Source organism: bacterium, assembly GCA_026708015.1.
GTDB lineage: Bacteria > Actinomycetota > Acidimicrobiia > Acidimicrobiales > Bin134 > Poriferisocius.
In genome coordinates this window covers 18,603-35,695 of the sequence record JAPOVT010000054.1, presented here as the reverse complement: position 1 = coordinate 35,695, position 17,093 = coordinate 18,603, and the positions used below count along the sequence as shown (strand labels likewise).

11 protein-coding genes are annotated in these 17,093 nt (G+C 61.0%); 7 read left to right on the top strand and 4 right to left on the bottom strand.

All coding sequences use genetic code 11. The features are described 5' to 3' along the window. Nucleotides 1–43 precede the first annotated feature (43 nt). Nucleotides 44–1,234, bottom strand: coding sequence for a type II toxin-antitoxin system death-on-curing family toxin (locus OXG30_12720; protein MCY4135755.1), 1,191 nt, complete (start codon nucleotides 1,232–1,234; stop codon nucleotides 44–46). Nucleotides 1,235–1,530: 296 nt separating this feature from the next. On the opposite strand from OXG30_12720, the gene OXG30_12715 reads away from it, so the two are divergent. Then, nucleotides 1,531–4,293, top strand: a complete 2,763-nt coding sequence (locus OXG30_12715; protein ID MCY4135754.1) for a DUF1156 domain-containing protein — start codon at nucleotides 1,531–1,533, stop codon at nucleotides 4,291–4,293. Here OXG30_12715 and OXG30_12710 read toward each other — a convergent pair. After that, a complete protein-coding gene (locus OXG30_12710; GenBank protein ID MCY4135753.1) occupies nucleotides 4,290–4,439 on the bottom strand; it encodes a hypothetical protein in 150 nt (49 codons plus the stop codon). The two genes, OXG30_12715 and OXG30_12710, sit on opposite strands and share 4 nt — an antisense overlap. A 98-nt stretch (nucleotides 4,440–4,537) precedes the next feature. Between OXG30_12710 and OXG30_12705 the strand changes: the two genes are divergently transcribed. Then, nucleotides 4,538–7,777 (top strand): DUF499 domain-containing protein, encoded by a 3,240-nt coding sequence (locus OXG30_12705; protein ID MCY4135752.1) that lies wholly within the window; start codon nucleotides 4,538–4,540, stop codon nucleotides 7,775–7,777. Nucleotides 7,778–9,699: 1,922 nt separating this feature from the next. On the opposite strand, the gene OXG30_12700 is transcribed toward OXG30_12705, so the two are convergent. Then, nucleotides 9,700–10,518 carry a formate/nitrite transporter family protein gene (locus OXG30_12700; protein MCY4135751.1) on the bottom strand — a complete coding sequence of 273 codons (819 nt, stop codon included), beginning with the start codon at nucleotides 10,516–10,518 and terminating at the stop codon, nucleotides 9,700–9,702. A gap of 23 nt (nucleotides 10,519–10,541) precedes the next feature. On the opposite strand from OXG30_12700, the gene OXG30_12695 reads away from it, so the two are divergent. After that, nucleotides 10,542–11,729, top strand: a complete 1,188-nt coding sequence (locus tag OXG30_12695) for a hypothetical protein (GenBank protein ID MCY4135750.1) — start codon at nucleotides 10,542–10,544, stop codon at nucleotides 11,727–11,729. A gap of 30 nt (nucleotides 11,730–11,759) precedes the next feature. On the opposite strand, the gene OXG30_12690 is transcribed toward OXG30_12695, so the two are convergent. Then, nucleotides 11,760–12,164, bottom strand: coding sequence for a hypothetical protein (locus OXG30_12690; GenBank protein MCY4135749.1), 405 nt, complete (start codon nucleotides 12,162–12,164; stop codon nucleotides 11,760–11,762). A 47-nt stretch (nucleotides 12,165–12,211) separates the two neighbouring features. Here OXG30_12690 and OXG30_12685 point away from each other — a divergent pair, with 47 nt between their 5' ends. Genes OXG30_12685 through OXG30_12670 form a run of 4 tightly spaced genes read left to right on the top strand, consistent with a single transcriptional unit; the run spans nucleotide 12,212 to nucleotide 17,070 of the window. Then, the gene (locus OXG30_12685) at nucleotides 12,212–12,949 is read left to right on the top strand and encodes a maleylpyruvate isomerase family mycothiol-dependent enzyme (protein MCY4135748.1); all 738 of its coding nucleotides are present in this window, start codon (nucleotides 12,212–12,214) and stop codon (nucleotides 12,947–12,949) included. Nucleotides 12,950–12,969: 20 nt separating this feature from the next. Continuing rightward, nucleotides 12,970–13,659 (top strand): hypothetical protein, encoded by a 690-nt coding sequence (locus OXG30_12680; protein ID MCY4135747.1) that lies wholly within the window; start codon nucleotides 12,970–12,972, stop codon nucleotides 13,657–13,659. A 50-nt stretch (nucleotides 13,660–13,709) separates the two neighbouring features. Further along, complete coding sequence (locus OXG30_12675) at nucleotides 13,710–14,612, top strand: cyclase family protein (protein ID MCY4135746.1); 903 nt, start codon at nucleotides 13,710–13,712, stop codon at nucleotides 14,610–14,612. 10 nt (nucleotides 14,613–14,622) lie between these two features. Continuing rightward, nucleotides 14,623–17,070, top strand: coding sequence for a CoA transferase (locus OXG30_12670; protein MCY4135745.1), 2,448 nt, complete (start codon nucleotides 14,623–14,625; stop codon nucleotides 17,068–17,070). Nucleotides 17,071–17,093: the final 23 nt, after the last annotated feature.

Genomic DNA, 17,093 nt, shown 5'->3' with positions numbered 1-17,093 from the left:
TAGAGAAGGTCCGATCCAAGTTAAAAGAAGTATGAGATGCCATCTAAAGTCTTGCTAGCCTGTTCAGAACCTTACGATAGACCTGAATGAAGTCATCTGGTTCCGCTTCTGCCTCGTAAAAGACCTTTGAATCAACTCCATGTTCTGCGTCAAGTTCGAGGTCTTTCCTGATTTGATGTAGAACCCCTCTTCCAACAGTGGAGCCATCACCACTCCATGTAACACGACTTTCAAGAAGCGCCCTTTTTTTTCGTCGCATTCGCCCACGGTTCTCCACTCTTCGTTGAATTATTAGGCGGTTTCCCTTACCAGTATCTGTCGAAAACTCGCAATTATATCGATTGAGAATCCTTCTCAATCGAAGCCACGGAATTGGTCGCTCGCCCTTTTCGACCCGTCTACTGTTAGATCTTATCCACAAGGCCATTTCCAACACTTCACGATCATCGAGTTGGTCATAACGTGAATCCACAATCTTATGTCGAGCAATATTCAGAGTAAATTGGTATAAGTCATTTTCAGTGCAAGTTGCAATCACTGAATTCATGTCCAAGAAAGCCAACATTGAGACCAATGCAGTCCGCTTGTTCCCATTATAAAAGCAGTGATTGAATACTAAGGAATGCATTAGGGCTGCTGCAGCCATCTCAACGGTCTCGTACTTTAGCTCATGGCCCAAAGATGTATGCTGGCGAGAGATTGCTGACCCAATCAGATTTACATCCCTTACTTCCGACGGAGAAATAGGATCATCTGACATAGCAAAGTCCAATACAAGCGATTCATGTATCCCAAGAATGTCCTCTTCAAACAAATATGCACTAGGACGCCGATTTCCAACCTGAAACCACTTAAATGGCGGACTTTCTATTGGTTCAGTCTCCGTCTGCTCTATCTTTGGTTGTACAGTTTGGAATTGTCGCTTTATGCGTCGGAGTCCACCCTTCGGCAATTTGCGCATGTTTGGTTTTATGCGTACCCCGATAGAGCTTGCCATTTCTTCAAATTCAATTCTAGTAAGGCCAGTTCGCTCCAACCAATAGTCGATTCGGAGTTGCTGCTTATGGTTCACAACATTTAGGGCTTGTTCAGCTGCCTTGAGCATTTTCGGTGGAATGAGGTCATCAGGGTCAAGGACCTCGTCGATACCAGCATCCCAGAGATCGGCTAGTGCATCGTCCAAGTCCATATCTGCTTGTTGGGCTAGCTGGGCAACGGTCACTGACTTGCTCATGGGACTATTCCAGGCCAGATTTAGCACTCTTTGAGAGAGAACCAAAGGTTGTTACTCCCAGGCAGCAGCAACGTGGATGAGCAGGTTGATGCGGGGTGCAGCCATTGCCCATCCGGTTCTCCATGCTGTGAAGTTCCAAGCATGTCATTCTCAGGAGTTTACCTATCTGCCATTTCTCGGCAACACGAAATTCCAAAAGCGTCATGAAGCCCTCCTTTCCGCAGTCCTTGAGTGAAGCTGAACAGAGGTCCGTTGGGGGCCAGGAAGGCTCCTGCATTGGGGTAGCGTGGCTCGCTGTGAGTGATGGGGGATACAAGTCGAAGCTGATTGAGGTGGCGTTGCCGTTGGCGGCGATTAACGCGGAGGCGGCGCGGGAGAAGTCGATTCGGCATGGGCATCCATCGACGTTGCACTTGTGGTGGGCTCGGCGGCCACTGGCGGCGGCTCGAGCGGTGATTTGGGCGTCGCTGGTGGATGATCCGTCAGGGGATGAGTCGCTTACCCCAGAGGAGCAGGAAGGAGAACGGCAGCGGTTGTTTCGCATTCTGGAGCGGCTGGTGAAATGGGAGAACTCCAACAACCCTGAAGTGCTAGCTGAGGCGCGAGCAGAGATCGACCGCTGTTTTCCGGATGGGCCTCCGCCGATTCTGGATCCGTTTGCCGGCGGTGGAGCGATTCCCCTGGAGGCGCAGCGGCTCGGGTTGAAGGCCTTGGCTGGTGATCTGAACCCGGTGGCGGTGTTGATCAACAAGGCGATGATTGAGATACCGCCGCGCTTTACTGGGATGCCTCCAGTTCATCCGGACATTGACAAGACCTTGACCACTTGGGAGCGGGCGCAGGGGTTGGCTGCGGACGTGGAGGCCTATGGGGAGTGGATGCGAGATGATGCTGAGCGGCGGATCGGGCACCTGTACCCGGATGCAACGGGTCCGGATGGGGAGAAGCTGACGCCGATTGCCTGGATATGGGCTCGGACGGTGGAGTCGCCTGATCCCAGCTGGTCGGGGCATGTGCCATTGGTGGCGTCGTGGACGCTTGTCAACAAGCCAGGCAAGCCTAGGGTGTGGATTGAGCCGATTATCGACCGGGAAACCCAGACCGTCAGCTACGAGATTCGCGAGGGCGGCGAACCGGCATACGAGAGGACTGTGAACCGGGGCAACGGCACCTGCATAGCCACTGGAGCGGCGATCCACGTTGATTACATCAGAGAGCAGAGCAGGCAAGGGAGACTCCGACAGCATCTGATGTCTGTCGTTGCTGAAGGAGAATTGGGTAGATGGTATTGCGAAGCCAAGTCTTCCGATGTTTCAGCTGCCGTAGTTGAAACACCCGCAAATGCTCCGTCGCAACGCTTGGACCTTTATCCCAGGAGCATCTCGATACACATTTATGGGGTGGACGAGTATCAGAAGTTGTTCACACCCCGCCAGCTCACCGCGCTGACCACGTTTTCTGATCTTCTTGCCGAGGTAGCCGAGCAGGTGGCTTCGGATGCCCTCGCTGCGGGTATGGCTGACGATGGCGTGCGGCTACGCGACGGCGGCCGCGGCGCGAAGGCCTATGCCGACGCTGTGGTCACGTGCTTGGCATTCGCGGTGGACAAAGGCGCAGACTACTGGTCGAACATCTGCACCTGGCATAACTCCAGAGAGCTAGTTCGCAATACTTTCGGGCGCCAGGCGATCCCCATGACTTGGGATTTCGCTGAGTGCAATCCATTTTCCAACTCTGCTGGTAATTGGACTGCCATGGTCGCATGGGTTCGCAAGGCCTTGGAGCATCTTCCATCTGAGACTCATGGCGAAGCTCTCCAGCGAGATGCCCGGGCTCGTGTAAGGGAATCCACTGGGGCGGCTATTTCTACCGATCCGCCCTACTACGACAATGTGGGGTATTCCTATCTCTCCGACTTCTTCTTTGTTTGGCTCCGCAATGGCCTCCTAGATATCTGGCCTGATGAGTGCTCCACATTGTTGACGCCCAAGGCTGAGGAGCTGATCGCCAATCGGCATCGAGCCGGGTCCAAGGAAGCGGCCGAGGAGCACTTCGAGTCGGGGATGTTCGAGTTCATGGACCAGGTCGCCGAGTGCCAGCCAGCCGAGCTGCCAGCAACGCTCTATTACGCGTACAAGGCGACCGAGGCCCGCGACGGCGAACTGCGCGTTACCGGCTGGGACACGTTCCTCCAGGCGGTTCTAGATGCAGGCTTGCAGGTCAATGCCACTTGGCCCATGAGAACCGAATTGGGCAACCGGTTGGTGGCTTCAAAGAGCAATGCTCTGGCCTCATCAATCGTGCTGGCCTGTCGTCCCCGGCCTGCTTCGGCATCGCTGGCCACGCGCGGCGAGTTCATGGCGGCGCTGCGCGAGGAGCTTCCTGAGGCGGTGTGCATTCTCCAATCCGGGAATATCGCCCCGGTGGATATGGCACAGTCGACCATCGGGCCAGGAATCAAGGTGTTCTCACGGTATGCCAAGGTCGTAGAAGCCGATGGTTCATCCATGCCGGTCTCGGCGGCGCTGGCAATCATCAACGACGTACTGGGCGAGGTGCTCGATGGCGAAGAAGCGGAGTTAGATCGTGACACCCGGTTCGCCCTCACCTGGTTCTCAGAACATGGCTACAACCCAGGCCCCTCAGGAGACGCCGACAGCGTGGCTAATGCCAAGAACACCTCTCTGGCGGGTATTGAAGAATCGGGTATTGGTGAGGCCCGGGCCGGCAAGTTCCGCCTCTACGAGCGATCTGAACTTGCTGAAGGTTGGTTACCGACTACGGACCCTCGTCTCACGGTGTGGGAGGCGCTCCAATATCTGGTCGCAGCATTGGAGCGGTCGGAATCAGAGGCAGCGGAGCTCCTGCACGCTCTCGGCGGCTACAGCGAGCGGGTCCGCCTGCTTGCCTATCTCCTCTATCAGAAGGCCAACGACAAGGGCTGGGCAGCAGAAGCCGGGGCCTACAACGGTCTCATTACGGCCTGGCCCAACCTCCGGGCCGGGGCCGATGCTACGGCCGCCTCCGCTGCGGGCCCCGTCCAAGAATCGATGCTCTAGTCGAATCCGGCAGGCTGAGCGGCTTCGTGGATCTGAGTAACCTCGAAGTCGATGTCGCCCACTCCGGCGGTATTGGACAGCAAATCGGCAAGGCTGGGCTGCCCGTCAGGAAGTGGAATCTCGGACGTGGCGGGTGGGGCGTACATTGGTTGTTTTCTATCATCGTTTTGGCACTGGGCAGGGAACGTTTCGCTGGTGCGTGGCATTGTGGGGGTGTGAGCGTGGTTGACGGAGAACAACACCTATGGTGATGGCCAATACCGAGCGGATTGCTCGGGCGCTCGACTTGTTGCGCGATGGGATGCGGCCGAAGTGCGAGGATACGTGGCAGGGGTTCTACGGCGACGGGTGGCTCGAGACGGTCAACAGTCGGCTGCACACTCCTGATCGCAATCCATCCACTGAAGATGCCGCATTTCTGTTCAAGGGGATGAAGGCCACTTGGCAGGAAGTATTCGGCCATGGCTTTCCGCCGGCGATCCGGGCGCTGGTGTTCGAGGTGGCCGATGCTCGCAACAGCTGGGCGCACCAGCAAGCCTTGTCCACCGACGACACGGCGCGGGCACTCGACTCGATGGAACGGTTGCTGGAGGCCTTCGGCAATCTCGATGAGCGCCAGCAAATCCGAAATCTTCGCCGCGACCTCATGCGCCAGATGGTGGAGGAGGAATCTCGCGCCGAGCGTCGCAAGACGGCGGCCAAGCCCACCGAGGGCCATCCCACCGCGGGATTGACTCCGTGGCGAGAGATCATCACGCCCCACGCTGATGTAGCTCAGGGGAACTTTGAGCAAGCCGAATTCGCAGCCGATTTGTTCGAGGTGCTGAGCGGCAACGCTGAACCGGAGTATCAGGATCCTCAGGAGTTCTTCGCTCGCACCTACATCACCCAGGGTCTGCGGGATCTACTCGTTGGGGCTGCTCGCCGGCTGTCGGGGGGTGGGGGCGACCCGATCATCGAGTTGCAGACCAACTTCGGAGGCGGCAAGACCCACAGTCTGATTGCGCTCTACCACCTGGCCTCGGGCGTGCAGGCCAAAGAGTTGCCCGGAGTGGGGGAGATCCTTGCTGAAGAAGGCTTGTCATTGCCTGATGATGTGTCTCGGGCGGTGATGGTCGGCCAGATGATCTCCCCGTCGAAGCCTGAGCAGGTAGAAGACGGCGTATCTCTTCACACCTTGTGGGGCCGGATGGCCTATCAACTTGGCGGACGGGATGCCTATGAGCTGGTCAGAGTTGATGACGAGGCAGGGACCAACCCGGGGGCAGCGCTAAGAACGCTTTTCCAGCAGTGCGGCCCGGCAGTGGTGCTAATCGATGAATGGGTGGCCTACGCCCGACAGCTGCGCGACGGCGGCGATGGGCCGCTCCTCGTTGGCGGCGACTTCGACACCCAGTTCACCTTTGCCCAGGCGCTCACCGAAGCCGCCGGGGCAGTTTCCAACGTGGTAGTGCTGGTGTCGATACCCGCTTCCGACGTCGAAGTGGGTGCCGAGCGAGGGCGCACAGCGCTGGAGAAGCTGAAGAACGTGGTCACCCGCAAGGCAGCCCAGTGGCAGCCGGCATCACCCGATGAGTCGTTTGAAATTGTTCGGCGGCGGCTGTTCGACCCGGTGCCGTCAGAGATGGCCAGGGTGCGCGACGGAGTCATTCGGGCGTACTGCGATATGTACCGGGACCAGGCCAAGGAGTTCCCGTCGGGAGTGGGCGAGGCCGACTATCGCAAGCGGATGGAGTTGTCGTACCCGATCCACCCTGAGCTGTTCGACCGGCTTTTCGACGACTGGTCTGCCCTGGACAAGTTCCAGCGAACCCGCGGTGTGTTGCGGCTGATGGCGCTGGCCATCTCCCAGCTGTGGCAGCGCGGCGACCAGTCGCTTTTGATCATGCCGGGCAACTTGCCGATGGACTCTGGGGCGCTGGTCAGCGAGATGAAGAAGTATCTGGAGGAAGCCTGGGATCCAGTCATCAAGTCGGACGTCGATGGCGCCAACGCCTTACCGCTTCGCATTGACAACGCCAACAGCCATTTTGGCCGACTTTCCGCCACCAGGCGAGCGGCCCGAACCGTGTACATGGGCTCGGCGTCCCGGCCCGATGGCAAGCGGGGAGTTGACCTGAAGTCGGTGGTGCTGGGCTGTGTGCAGCCCGGCGAGCCAATCGGTCAATTCGCTGACGCGCTTCGTCGGCTCTCGGGGGAGGCCACCCACCTATACGTGGATGGTGCCCAGTATTGGTATTCGCTCCAGCCCAATGTCACCAGGATGGCTGCAGACCGGGCCGCTTCGAACTACACCGACAATCACGCCGATGATGAAGTGAAGGTCCGGCTCGCCAATCAACGGGACCGAGGTGACTTTGCCGCGGTGCAGGTGTTTGCCGAGGGACCGGGCGACGTCCCGGACGACGATGACGGTGTGCGGCTCGTGGTACTCGAACCTGATGCCACCCATTCAGCCAATGACGAGCACTCTCCGGCCGTAGCCCTGGCCCAGAACATCTTGGATCAGCGCCACGGCGGTCCCCGCCTGAATCGCAACCTGCTCGTATTCGTGGCCGCCTCGGCCAATCGGTTGAGCGAGCTCCGCGACGCAGCTCGGCTGTATCTGGCTTGGCGGTCCATCGTCGATGAACACGAGCCCCTTGACCTGACCCCCCACCAGAAGGGACAGGCTGAGAGCAAAATGAAGGAAGTCTCTCAGCAGGTGGACAGCTTGATTTCAGAGACGTTCACCCAGGTGCTTACTCCTAAACAGGAAGCTGGCACCTCCGAAATTGAGTGGCAGACCACGAGGGCAACCGCCAGTGGCGACATAGGAGCTCGGGTGTCCAAGAAGTTGGCCACTGAGGAAAAGATGATCGCCGCCTACAGCGGAGTGCGGGTGCGCATGGACATCGACCGCCGTGACCTGTGGACAGAACAGGGCGACGTGACCTTGAGGGAGCTGCGAGAAATCTACGCCCGCTATCCCCACATGCCGAGGCTCTCATCACCTCATGTGCTCGACTCTGCCATAAGCGCGGGAACTGCCAGCACCGATTGGGCCCAAGAGACCTTCGCCTACGCGGATGCCCACGACGGGTCAACCTGGGTCGGGATCCAAACCGGCCAACACGTCATCCCCGCTCCTAGTGGTCTCCTCGTTCACCCCGACCGACTGCCTGAACCCGCAGAACCAGAGCTCACGGTTGAGCGTCCTGAAGGCGGCCCCGAGACATCTCCCCCAGGTGACCAGGGGGTTGGCGCCGAGTCAGCGCCAACCCAGGGTTCAACCCAGTTCTACGCCCAGTTCGACCTCGACCCCGTGCGCTGCATCAAGGAGCTTGGTGAGATCGCCGAACACATAAGCGCCCACCTCGGCCCCGACGTCGAGCTCGTCCTAGAAGTACGAGCCACCAACCCTGACGGCTTCAACGAATCCACCCAACGTACAGTGTCCGAAAACGCCTCCAACCTCGGCGCTACCGCTTCCGAGTTTGAGTAGTACTGCTACACTTGGCCATACCACCAGCTATAGAAATCACCGTTCACTATGGCGGCTCAAATATTGTATATCGTTGCGGCCAGCTGTACTATAGCGGCTTTTTTGTGGAGGGCAATCGGAGATAGCACGCCCAGCGAAAGCACGAGAATTCGAAATAAATTAATCCATCGTGGCTATCTTTTGCGAATTGCCAGAAGTGCAAGTAGTCAAGTCATAGCGACATCAGGGCGGGTTCCTTTGGAGATAGCCACGCCAGATTCGCCTAACCCGTTACTTGCACTTCATTTCCACCTTAGGTGCATTCTTGCGGCCCTCTTTCTTCGACCATCTTCTCGAAAACCTGCTTTTGTTGTGGATAGCATAGACATTCAATCTGGTTCTGGCACAGATAAAAGCATAGATGGGCTGCAATTAGGAGGATTTAGGATAATTGCAAGATTGCATATGTCGGAAAATCTAGATCACTTCTATCGATCCATCAAGCCCAGCCCACTGGGCAGATTGAGTCTTCGTAGAAAACAGGAGATTGCAATTGTCGATAGTGGCGCCTCATTCAATCTAGGACACCGGGTTGTAGTCTACCAAGTGGATATAAGAAGGCGCTGCTTGACAACTGAAGGGGACTCAATTGTAACGTTGGTATCCGCTAGGACACCTGACGGCCCAAAACCACAGCCTAAATTCATCGATCCTGATGAGATGTCGCCGAATGTCCTTTCGCTTGTAGTGCCCAAAACTGGCAAGAACCATCCTCCAATCGAAACGCATGGTCCAATGCTGATAAAGCAAGCAATCGCAATCAGGCTTTGGGTGTGGTTCTGGACCTCATTGACCACATTGATATTGTCGGTATTATTTGTCGCTGCTATGGCAGCATTGAGCATTGTCCAACCTCGAAGAGTCATCAAGTGTGTCTGGCGTGGAATTCGGTACCTATTAGACTTATCGCCAGTCATTCTTAGAAATTCATTGCAGGTCGCAAAAGGAACGTACATAATATTTTTTGGTTCTCGAACAAGATTGGAAGCAAACTGCGATATCCCAGGAGCAGAACGAAATGATGATATCGAACTCTATGTCTTGAGACGTGCCATTACTGTGTATCTACTGGCCAATACACTCATTTGTCTAGTACTTCTTGCAGTCACAGAAGACAGTGGAATATTTGAAGTCTCAGTCTCAAATGGTTATTTCAGCTTGGCATGGATGTTCTGGGCCGCATGTCTACTCATATATGTGATCGTACATCTTGGACGAAAGCTATTGTATGAGCGGAAGAGTGAAGGTTGGAGTGGCGGGACAACAAGGTGTATAAGGGATGGAGATCTTTTGCGTGATGGAAGATAGTTGGATACTGGCAGGAGCCAATTGATCCTACGACAGAGCTAGGGAGGCTGGACCTACTCGTCAGTGATTGCTAGCACGGATAGCACGCCCTCTGGTTCGACAACGAGAAAGACCACGTACACGCTTCTCACTCTTGCCCAGCGCCACATGGGTGACAGCCCAGGGAAGCGATTGCCTGGCAACTCGTTGAGGGGCCGGTTGGCTAGATCTTGCAGGCCCAGCAGCAGTTGCTCGATGTCTTCAGAGCCCTGACCTGCTGCCCAAGCGTCCAGATGTACATCCAGCGATGAGAATCGCCAGGGCATTCTGCTAAGGCGGGCGAATGCGCTAAGTCAGAGAACGCATGCGCTCGACTCGCTCTCGTATGTCATCGCAAGTCACCAGGTCGGTGAATGTATGGCCCTGTGCGATGCGAGCTTGCAGGTCGGCTTCTGCGTCCTTGAACAACCTTTCAAGAGCTGTGTAGCTGAGGCCCGGAATAGGGGATTCGGGCGAAGGTTTGGGCACGCAGTCAGGGTAGCGACCTCAGGCTTTGATCACAACGCTCGTTGGGACAGAGTTCTGTCCTGGGACCGCTACTGCCGTCTTAGGTAAACGGTCCAGTTGGTGAGGCCGACGAGGGCACCGCCGACGATGTTGCCGAGGGTGACGGCGACGAGGTTGTGGGCCACCCAACCGAAGTTGAGGCGGTCGACTTGATCGGCGGTGAGGCCGGCGGCGGCCAGGGCTTCGGCGTCGGTGGACACCAGCCAGCCCAGGGGCAGGAAGAACATGTTGGCGATGCTGTGCTCGAAGCCGGCGGCCACGAAGGCGGTGATGGGCAGGAGGATACCGATCATCTTGTCCACCAGCGAGCGGCCGGCCACCGCCATCCACACCGCCAGGCACACCAGCATGTTGGCCAGCAGCCCCCGCACGAACGCAGTGCCGAACGACAGGTTCACCTTGTCGTTGGCGATCTGGATGGTCCGCACCGAGAAGGCGTAGTCGGCCTGGGCCCACCACCGGCTGAAGTACAGCAGGAATACGATCACCAGCGAGCCGACGAGGTTGGCCACGAAGGCCAGCGCCCAGTTGCGGGTGAGCTCCGGCCCGCTGATGCGGCGGCTGAAGAAGCTGGCCACCATCAGGTTGTTGCCGGTGAACAGCTCCGATCCGGTGACCACCACCAAGAACAGCCCCAGCGAGAAGCCCGCCCCGATGAGCAGTCGGGCTGGCCCGGTGCCCAGCTCCGGGCTGACCGCGATGGTGAGGGCGAACACCCCGCCCAGGGCGATGAACGCCCCGGCCATGATGCCGAGGATGGAGGTCTGGGTGAAGTCGAATTGGGCCTTGCCGATTCCGGCCCGCTTGATCTTTCGGGCAATCTCCTCGGGGGTCAAGGCCTCTGACATGCTGCCAAACTACCCTTTTGCCCATGGCCGAGCCGGAAATGGGCACGGAGTTCTCTGCGGGAGGCGTCGTCGCCGACTCCCGCTACTACGCCGGAGCGGTTGAGGCCCTGCGAAGTTCTTGTGCTCACATAGGAGAGGCGGCCGATGCGGCCCAGCGGGCCCGGTTCTTTTCTGACATCACCGGCTGGAACGATGAGGCTGACGCCTCAGCCCACGATGCCGACAAGGCCGCCGTTATGGCCATGGCCGAGGCTTTGCGGGCCAAGGGGGCGGTTGCCGCCTACGCCGACGCCGCCCGCAGCACGCTGGCCGAGGTGACCGCCGCCTTCGCCGCGCCCGACACGCCCAGCAGCGCCATCGTGGGCGCGGGAGCCACCGATGGCGATGCCGCAGACGCAAGCGAAGATGAAGAAGGAGCGTTCTCCGGCCACTTGGCCCGTGCCCTGGTTGCACTGGTGGAGGAGCGGGAAAGGGAGGTTGATTCGGAATCAGACGAAGCCGGCTATGCCAAGATGGCCAACACACTTTCGGTGTTGGCAGGGGCCCGGTCTGCCTATAGGGCAGTTGACGAGGCACTAGTCCTGCTGGCCAATGCCCGTACCGCGTACCTCAAAGACTCGCTGGCCGCAGCGCAAACCGCGTTGGCCGCTGACTTGAAGACCGCAGTGGCCGACGACATCCGGGCGACGTCCATCGGCGAGTTCCGTTCGGCGCTGACCGCCCTGGCGGTGACCCGCACTGCATATAACGCCGAGATTGCCGACGAGCTGTGGGGGGCATTGGCAGAGGCCCGGACGAATTTGGCCGCGGCCACTGCCACAGTCTTCGAGATCCAAGCGGCCGCCGGCGACCGTGGCGGCGCTGAAGACGTCCATGCGGCATCGGCCCTGGCGTATTCGTTCAGCGATTCCGAGACCCCGGCAGATGTCTACGACGCGGCCCGGGACGTGGTCATCGAGGCCAAGGAGTTCCGGCGCCGGGCCCAGGCGGCATGCGACTCGGTCGATGCCCTGCTAGTTGAGAACCGAGCGGTGGCCGCCGACGCGTTGATCGAAGCCCGAGCAGTGGTCGGCTCGGCAGCTCTGGTGGAGATCCGGGCCGCCTACGAAATGACCAGTGCCGCGATGGACTCCCTGTTCGGGGCTCGGGCGGCCTTCGAGGTGGGATTCGACCTCACTCTCCCCGAGATCTTCGGAGACTTCGAGTTCTGAGACAATCTGAGACAGGAGTATGTGCGTGCTCTACAGCGCCACGCCCACCAGCACGGCGCCGATTGAGGCTGCGCCCGACAGCGACCCCATCATGGCGATGCGGCGACGGTCGGCAGCCTTGGTGTGCAGCCAAGCGGTTACCCCGGTGGCAATCACCAGCACGATCTTGATGGTGAGGGTGATGTGGTAGCTGTTGGCGGCGTCGTCGAACTCGACTTCGAGCAGGTTCCACAGGCCCGACAGCACCGCCAGCCAGAAGAATGGCCACGCCACTCGGGCGAACTGCTGGGCCGCGGCCTGGGTGGCCTCGGGACCGATCCGGCGCAGGGCTGGCACCAGGGCGGCCACTATCACCTGGCCTCCCACCCACACCGCAGCGCCCAGGATGTGGAGGAATACCCGGAGGGTATTGAGGTCCCAATTGGCTTCGATCATGGGCTCAACTTAGTGGTCGGGCTAGTTGGGGTTGGTACCGTCGCGCCATGAGCATCGACCGGGCCGTCTATCAGCAAGCTCTGCGATCCGACGGTGAGGCCATCGCCGCCGCCGGGCGGAGGGGCATCGACGCCGTCGTGCCGTCGTGTCCCGGCTGGACCGTACACAAGCTGCTGGCCCATGTGGGCCGGGTATACCGCTCGGTGGGGCGCCATGTGGCCGAGCGGGCCACCGAGATGATCCCCGCCGACGAGATTCCCCGTCCCCCCGAGGGCGCCGCCATCGTGGATTGGTTCGAGGAAGGCCACCAGTTCGTGCAGGAAGCACTCGATGAGGCCGATCCCAATGAAGCGGTGTGGAGCTGGGCCGGGCAGAACACCATGGCCTTCTATTTCCGCCGCATGGCCCATGAGACCGCGGTACACCGCTGGGACGCCGAGGCCGCCTTCGGAGCTCCCGGACCAATTGACTCCGACCTGGGGGCCGACGGCGTGAGTGAGCTGTTCGAAGTGGTTCTGCCGTTTGCGGTGGCCAACTGGGACATGACCCTGCCCGACGCCAGCTTGCATCTGCACCGCACCGACGGCGAAGGGGAATGGCTTCTGGTGAATGACGGGGGCCGCATCAAGATGAGCTTCGAGCACGCCAAGGGCGACGCCGCGGTGCGGGCCGGCGGCACCGATCTGCTGTTGCTGGTGTGGGAGCGCATCGGGCTCAACAGCCCCGGCGTGGAGACCTTCGGCGACGACGCCGCCGCCCGAGCCTGGTTCGCCCTGTCCCGCTAGAGCCGCGGAGCAGCCTGGCCATGGCCGACGACACACCACCACCACCAGCGCCGATGCCGTCGATCCCCACTCGGGCCGATGTGTTCGATCAGTACATGCCCATCGGGCTGTTCTTGGTGCTCAACAGCGCGTTTGGCTTGGTCCCTGCCATCGTGGCCATGACGCTGTGGGCCGTCAAGGCCCAGGTCAGCCGGTACCGCCGAGGACTGCCGCTGGGACGAGTGATGCCGATCATCGTGGTGTACCTGCTCATCCGGGGCACGTTCGGCATCATCTACGACAGCGAGGACGTGTACTTCGGCATCGGCATCTCGGCCAAGGCACTGGCTGCTCTAGCCCTGTTGATCTCCGCGGCCATGCGGCGGAACGCCACCGGCTACGCCCTGCCGCTTCTGGTGCCCATCGACAGCGACACCAAGTCCCACCCTGAATACCGAGCCGCCACCCGGCGGGTCTCCGTCGCGGTGGCGCTGATCGTGTTCGCCAGCGTCGGATTCGACATCTGGCTGCTTCGGAACGCCTCAATCAATAAATTCGTGTTCATACGCCTGGGCGTCAACTGGGGGGCATCGATTGCGACGATTCTGGGCGTGGGCCTGTACCTCGACCGCCGCCTGCGCCGCATCCCCGGCTTCCCCGGCATGATGGACCTGGTGGAGCGCCGCCTAGGGGATCTCGGCATGAAACCGCCGTCTACCCCCAGTGGATGACCGGTTCGTTGGGATGACCGGCCAGCTCTGGCATCACTAGAGTTTCGGCCATGACTGAGAACAATTGGGGAAGATGGGGCGACGAGGATGAGCGGGGGGCGCTGAACTTGCTCACCCCCGATGTTGTGAAAGAGGCCAGTGCCTCGATCACTTCCGGCAAGGTGTACCCGCTGGGCATTCCCATCCAGTCGCAGGGCGTTCCCATCATGGACTACCGGGGTACGCCCATGCGCCTCACCCTCCAGAATGCCTCCGACGAGGGCATCTACGAGGCCTACGGGTGCCACGCCGGCACCGGCGCCCACGAGGACGTGCTGGTGTTCGCCTCCCACACCACCAGCCACATGGACGCCCTGTGCCATGTGTACGGCCAAAACCAGCACTACAACGGCTTCTCCAAAGAGGCCATGAAGACCCACACCGGGGCCTCCCGGCTGGGCATTGAGAAGGTGGGCGCCATCGCCGGGCGGGCCATCCTGTTGGACATGGTGGCCCACATGGGTGCCGACAAGTGGCTGGAAGCGGGCACGCCGATCAGCGGGGCCGACCTAGCCGCCTGCGCCGACGCCCAGGGCACCCCGGTGCGAGCGGGCGACATCGTGTTGATCCGCACCGGCTACCTCGACATGTGGTGGTCGATTGAGGCCGACCCCACCGCCGAGCAGCCCTTCGCCCAGCCCGGCATCAACAACGACGGGGCCGAGTGGCTGATGGCCCACGACGTGGTGGCCGTAGGGTCCGACAACGCGGCCATCGAGGTCATCCCGTTCGACGAGAACGACTTCCTCACTGTCCACAAGATCCTGCTGGTGGGCGCGGGCATCTACATGCTGGAGTTTTTGAACTTTTCAGAGATGGCCGCCGACGGCTGCTACGAGGGCTTCATGACCGTGTCACCGCTGAACGTGACTGGAGCTACCGGCAGCCCCATCAACCCGGTGGTCATCGGCTAGACGCCAGACGGTGGCTGAGGCACAGGCAGCGGTGATAGCTGGCAAATTGCTGGGCACCCCCGAGGGGGCGGTGCTCGACCAGGTGCGGGTGCTGGAAGTCACCCGCACCATCGGTGGGGCCTACACCGCCAAGCTGTTCGCCGATGCTGGCGCTGAGGTGATCAAGGTCGAGCCCCCTGGTGGTGATCGGCTGCGGTCATGGTCGGCATCGGGATCGCCCGTAGGCGGCGATGACGGCGACGGCGCCTTCTTCCAGTTCCTCAACGCCGGCAAGCGCAGCTCGGTGGTCGATCTGGACGAACCCCGGGGACGGGACCGGTTCCGGTCGTTGGCCGCCTCCGCTGATCTGATCGTGGAGGACTTGGGCGCCGGGGTCGTCGAGTCAATGGGTTTGGGCCACGCCGAACTGGCCGAAGCCAACCCGTCTCTGGTGATGCTGTCGATCTCGCCGTGGGGACGAGGGGGACCATGGGACCAGCGCCCGGCCAACGAGTTCACCCTCCAGTCCTGGGTGGGCTCCACCCACAGCCGTGGTATTCCTGGAGAGATGCCCCTCGGAGTGGGGGGCCAGTTGGGTGACTTCCTCGTTGCGGCCAATGCCGGGGCACTGGGACTGGCCGCGCTGATGGCCGCTCGGCGAGACGGCGCCCCCGGCGAGCATGTGGACGTGTCGACCTATGAGGCCATGACCACCAGCTTCGTGGTTTACGCCCACCTCTATGCGGCCTACGCCTCCGAGGCCCGCACCGGGGCTACCCGCTCGATTGAGATCCCCTCGGTGGAGCCGGCCAAAGACGGCTGGGTGGGCTTTTGCACCATCACAGGCCAGCAGTTCAAGGACTTCTGCGTGGTCATCGACGACCCCGAAATGGCCGATGATCCGAGGCTGTCCAGCGGAGACGGGCGGATGGACCACCGTGACGAAGTGTGGAACCGCATCGCCCGCTTCACTCAGGCCCACACCGTGGACGCGATCGTGGACAAGGCCACCCTGCTGCGAGTGCCGGTGGCTCCCATCGGCGATGGCAGCCGAGTAGCCCAGATCGACCACTTTGCCGACCGGGGGGTGTACGTGGAGAACCCCGGCGGGTTCACCCAGCCCCGAGTGCCGTACCAGCTCACTGCCCGCCCACCCCGCCCGGTGCCGCCTGCGCCCGCCTTGGGCGAAGCCGATGGAGAACTCGAGGGCGCAAGGACAAGTTCGGCACCGGCGCCGAGCCTCGGTCCGGCGCGCACCGAGCCGTCGCTTCCGCTAGCTGGCCTCCGGGTCTGCGATCTGGCCACGTTCTGGGCCGGACCGGTGGCGTCGTGCCTGTTCTCGGTACTGGGTGCCGACGTGATCAAAGTGGAGTCCATCCAGCGACCCGATGGAATGCGTTTCGCCAGCGGGCTTTCACGCGACGACCTGTGGGAGTGGAGCCCGGTGACCCACGGGGCCAACACCGGCAAGCGCTCGGTGACCCTCGACCTTGCCAGCGACGACGGCTTGGCGTTGGTGAAGCGGCTCGTCGAGATGTCCGACATCGTGATCGAGAACTACTCCCCGAGGGTGGTGGAGAACTTCGGCTTGGACTGGGATGAGGTCCACCGGCTCAATCCCGATGCCATCATGGTGCGGATGCCGGCCTTCGGGTTGACCGGGCCGTGGCGCGACCGAACCGGCTTCGCTATGACCATCGAGCAGGCCAGCGGCCTGGCCTTCCTCACCGGCGATCCCGATGGCCGCCCGCTGGTGCCGCGGGGCATGTGCGACCAACTGGGCGGGATGCACGCGGTTTTTGCCACGCTTCTGGCCGTTGAGCACCGAGCCCAGACCGGCAAAGCACAGTTGGTGGAGGTGCCGCTGATCGAGGCCGGGCTCAACGCCGCCGCCGAACAGGTGATCGAGTGGACCGCCTATGGCCAACTCCTCCAGCGCCAGGGCAACCGTTCGCCCTATGCCGCCCCCCAGGGCATCTATGCCGCGGTTGGCGAGGACCGCTGGGTGGTTATCTCGGTGGACGACGATCCCCAATGGCCCGCCTTGGCCGAGCTGATCGGGCACCGCGAATGGGATCGGTGGACCAGCCGAGACGAGCGCCACGCCCACCACGATGAGATCGACGCCGCCATCAGCAGTTGGGTGGCCGGAATGGACCGGGACGCCGCCGTGGAGGAGCTTCTAGCCGCCGGCGTGCCCGCTGCGCCGGTGATCTCTGGTCGGGAGTCGATAGACAATCCCCAGATCGCGGCCCGGGGCCACCAGCAGTGGATGAACCACGTGGTGGTCGGAGCGGTGCCCTATCCCAGCTTCCCCGGCCGGTTCAACGGCCAATACCACCGCCTCGGTCGTCCCGCCCCCACTCTGGGCGAGCACAACGAGGAGATACTCCACGACATGCTCGGCCTCGACGACGCCGAGATCGCCCGCCTCGCCGAGACCCAGGTAATCGGCACTCGCCCCGCTTTCTGGGGTTGACAGCCTGGCCCGGCTGAGGCTTG

What these genes read in the sequence shown, in the direction of transcription:
- OXG30_12720 (MCY4135755.1), bottom strand. Translation starts at nt 1,234, where the DNA reads ATGAGCAAGTCAGTGACCGTTGCCCAGCTAGCCCAACAAGCAGATATG.
- OXG30_12710 (MCY4135753.1), bottom strand. Translation starts at nt 4,439, where the DNA reads ATGTACGCCCCACCCGCCACGTCCGAGATTCCACTTCCTGACGGGCAG.
- OXG30_12705 (MCY4135752.1), top strand. Translation starts at nt 4,538, where the DNA reads ATGGTGATGGCCAATACCGAGCGGATTGCTCGGGCGCTCGACTTGTTG.
- OXG30_12700 (MCY4135751.1), bottom strand. Translation starts at nt 10,518, where the DNA reads ATGTCAGAGGCCTTGACCCCCGAGGAGATTGCCCGAAAGATCAAGCGG.
- OXG30_12695 (MCY4135750.1), top strand. Translation starts at nt 10,542, where the DNA reads ATGGCCGAGCCGGAAATGGGCACGGAGTTCTCTGCGGGAGGCGTCGTC.
- OXG30_12690 (MCY4135749.1), bottom strand. Translation starts at nt 12,164, where the DNA reads ATGATCGAAGCCAATTGGGACCTCAATACCCTCCGGGTATTCCTCCAC.
- OXG30_12685 (MCY4135748.1), top strand. Translation starts at nt 12,212, where the DNA reads ATGAGCATCGACCGGGCCGTCTATCAGCAAGCTCTGCGATCCGACGGT.
- OXG30_12680 (MCY4135747.1), top strand. Translation starts at nt 12,970, where the DNA reads ATGGCCGACGACACACCACCACCACCAGCGCCGATGCCGTCGATCCCC.
- OXG30_12675 (MCY4135746.1), top strand. Translation starts at nt 13,710, where the DNA reads ATGACTGAGAACAATTGGGGAAGATGGGGCGACGAGGATGAGCGGGGG.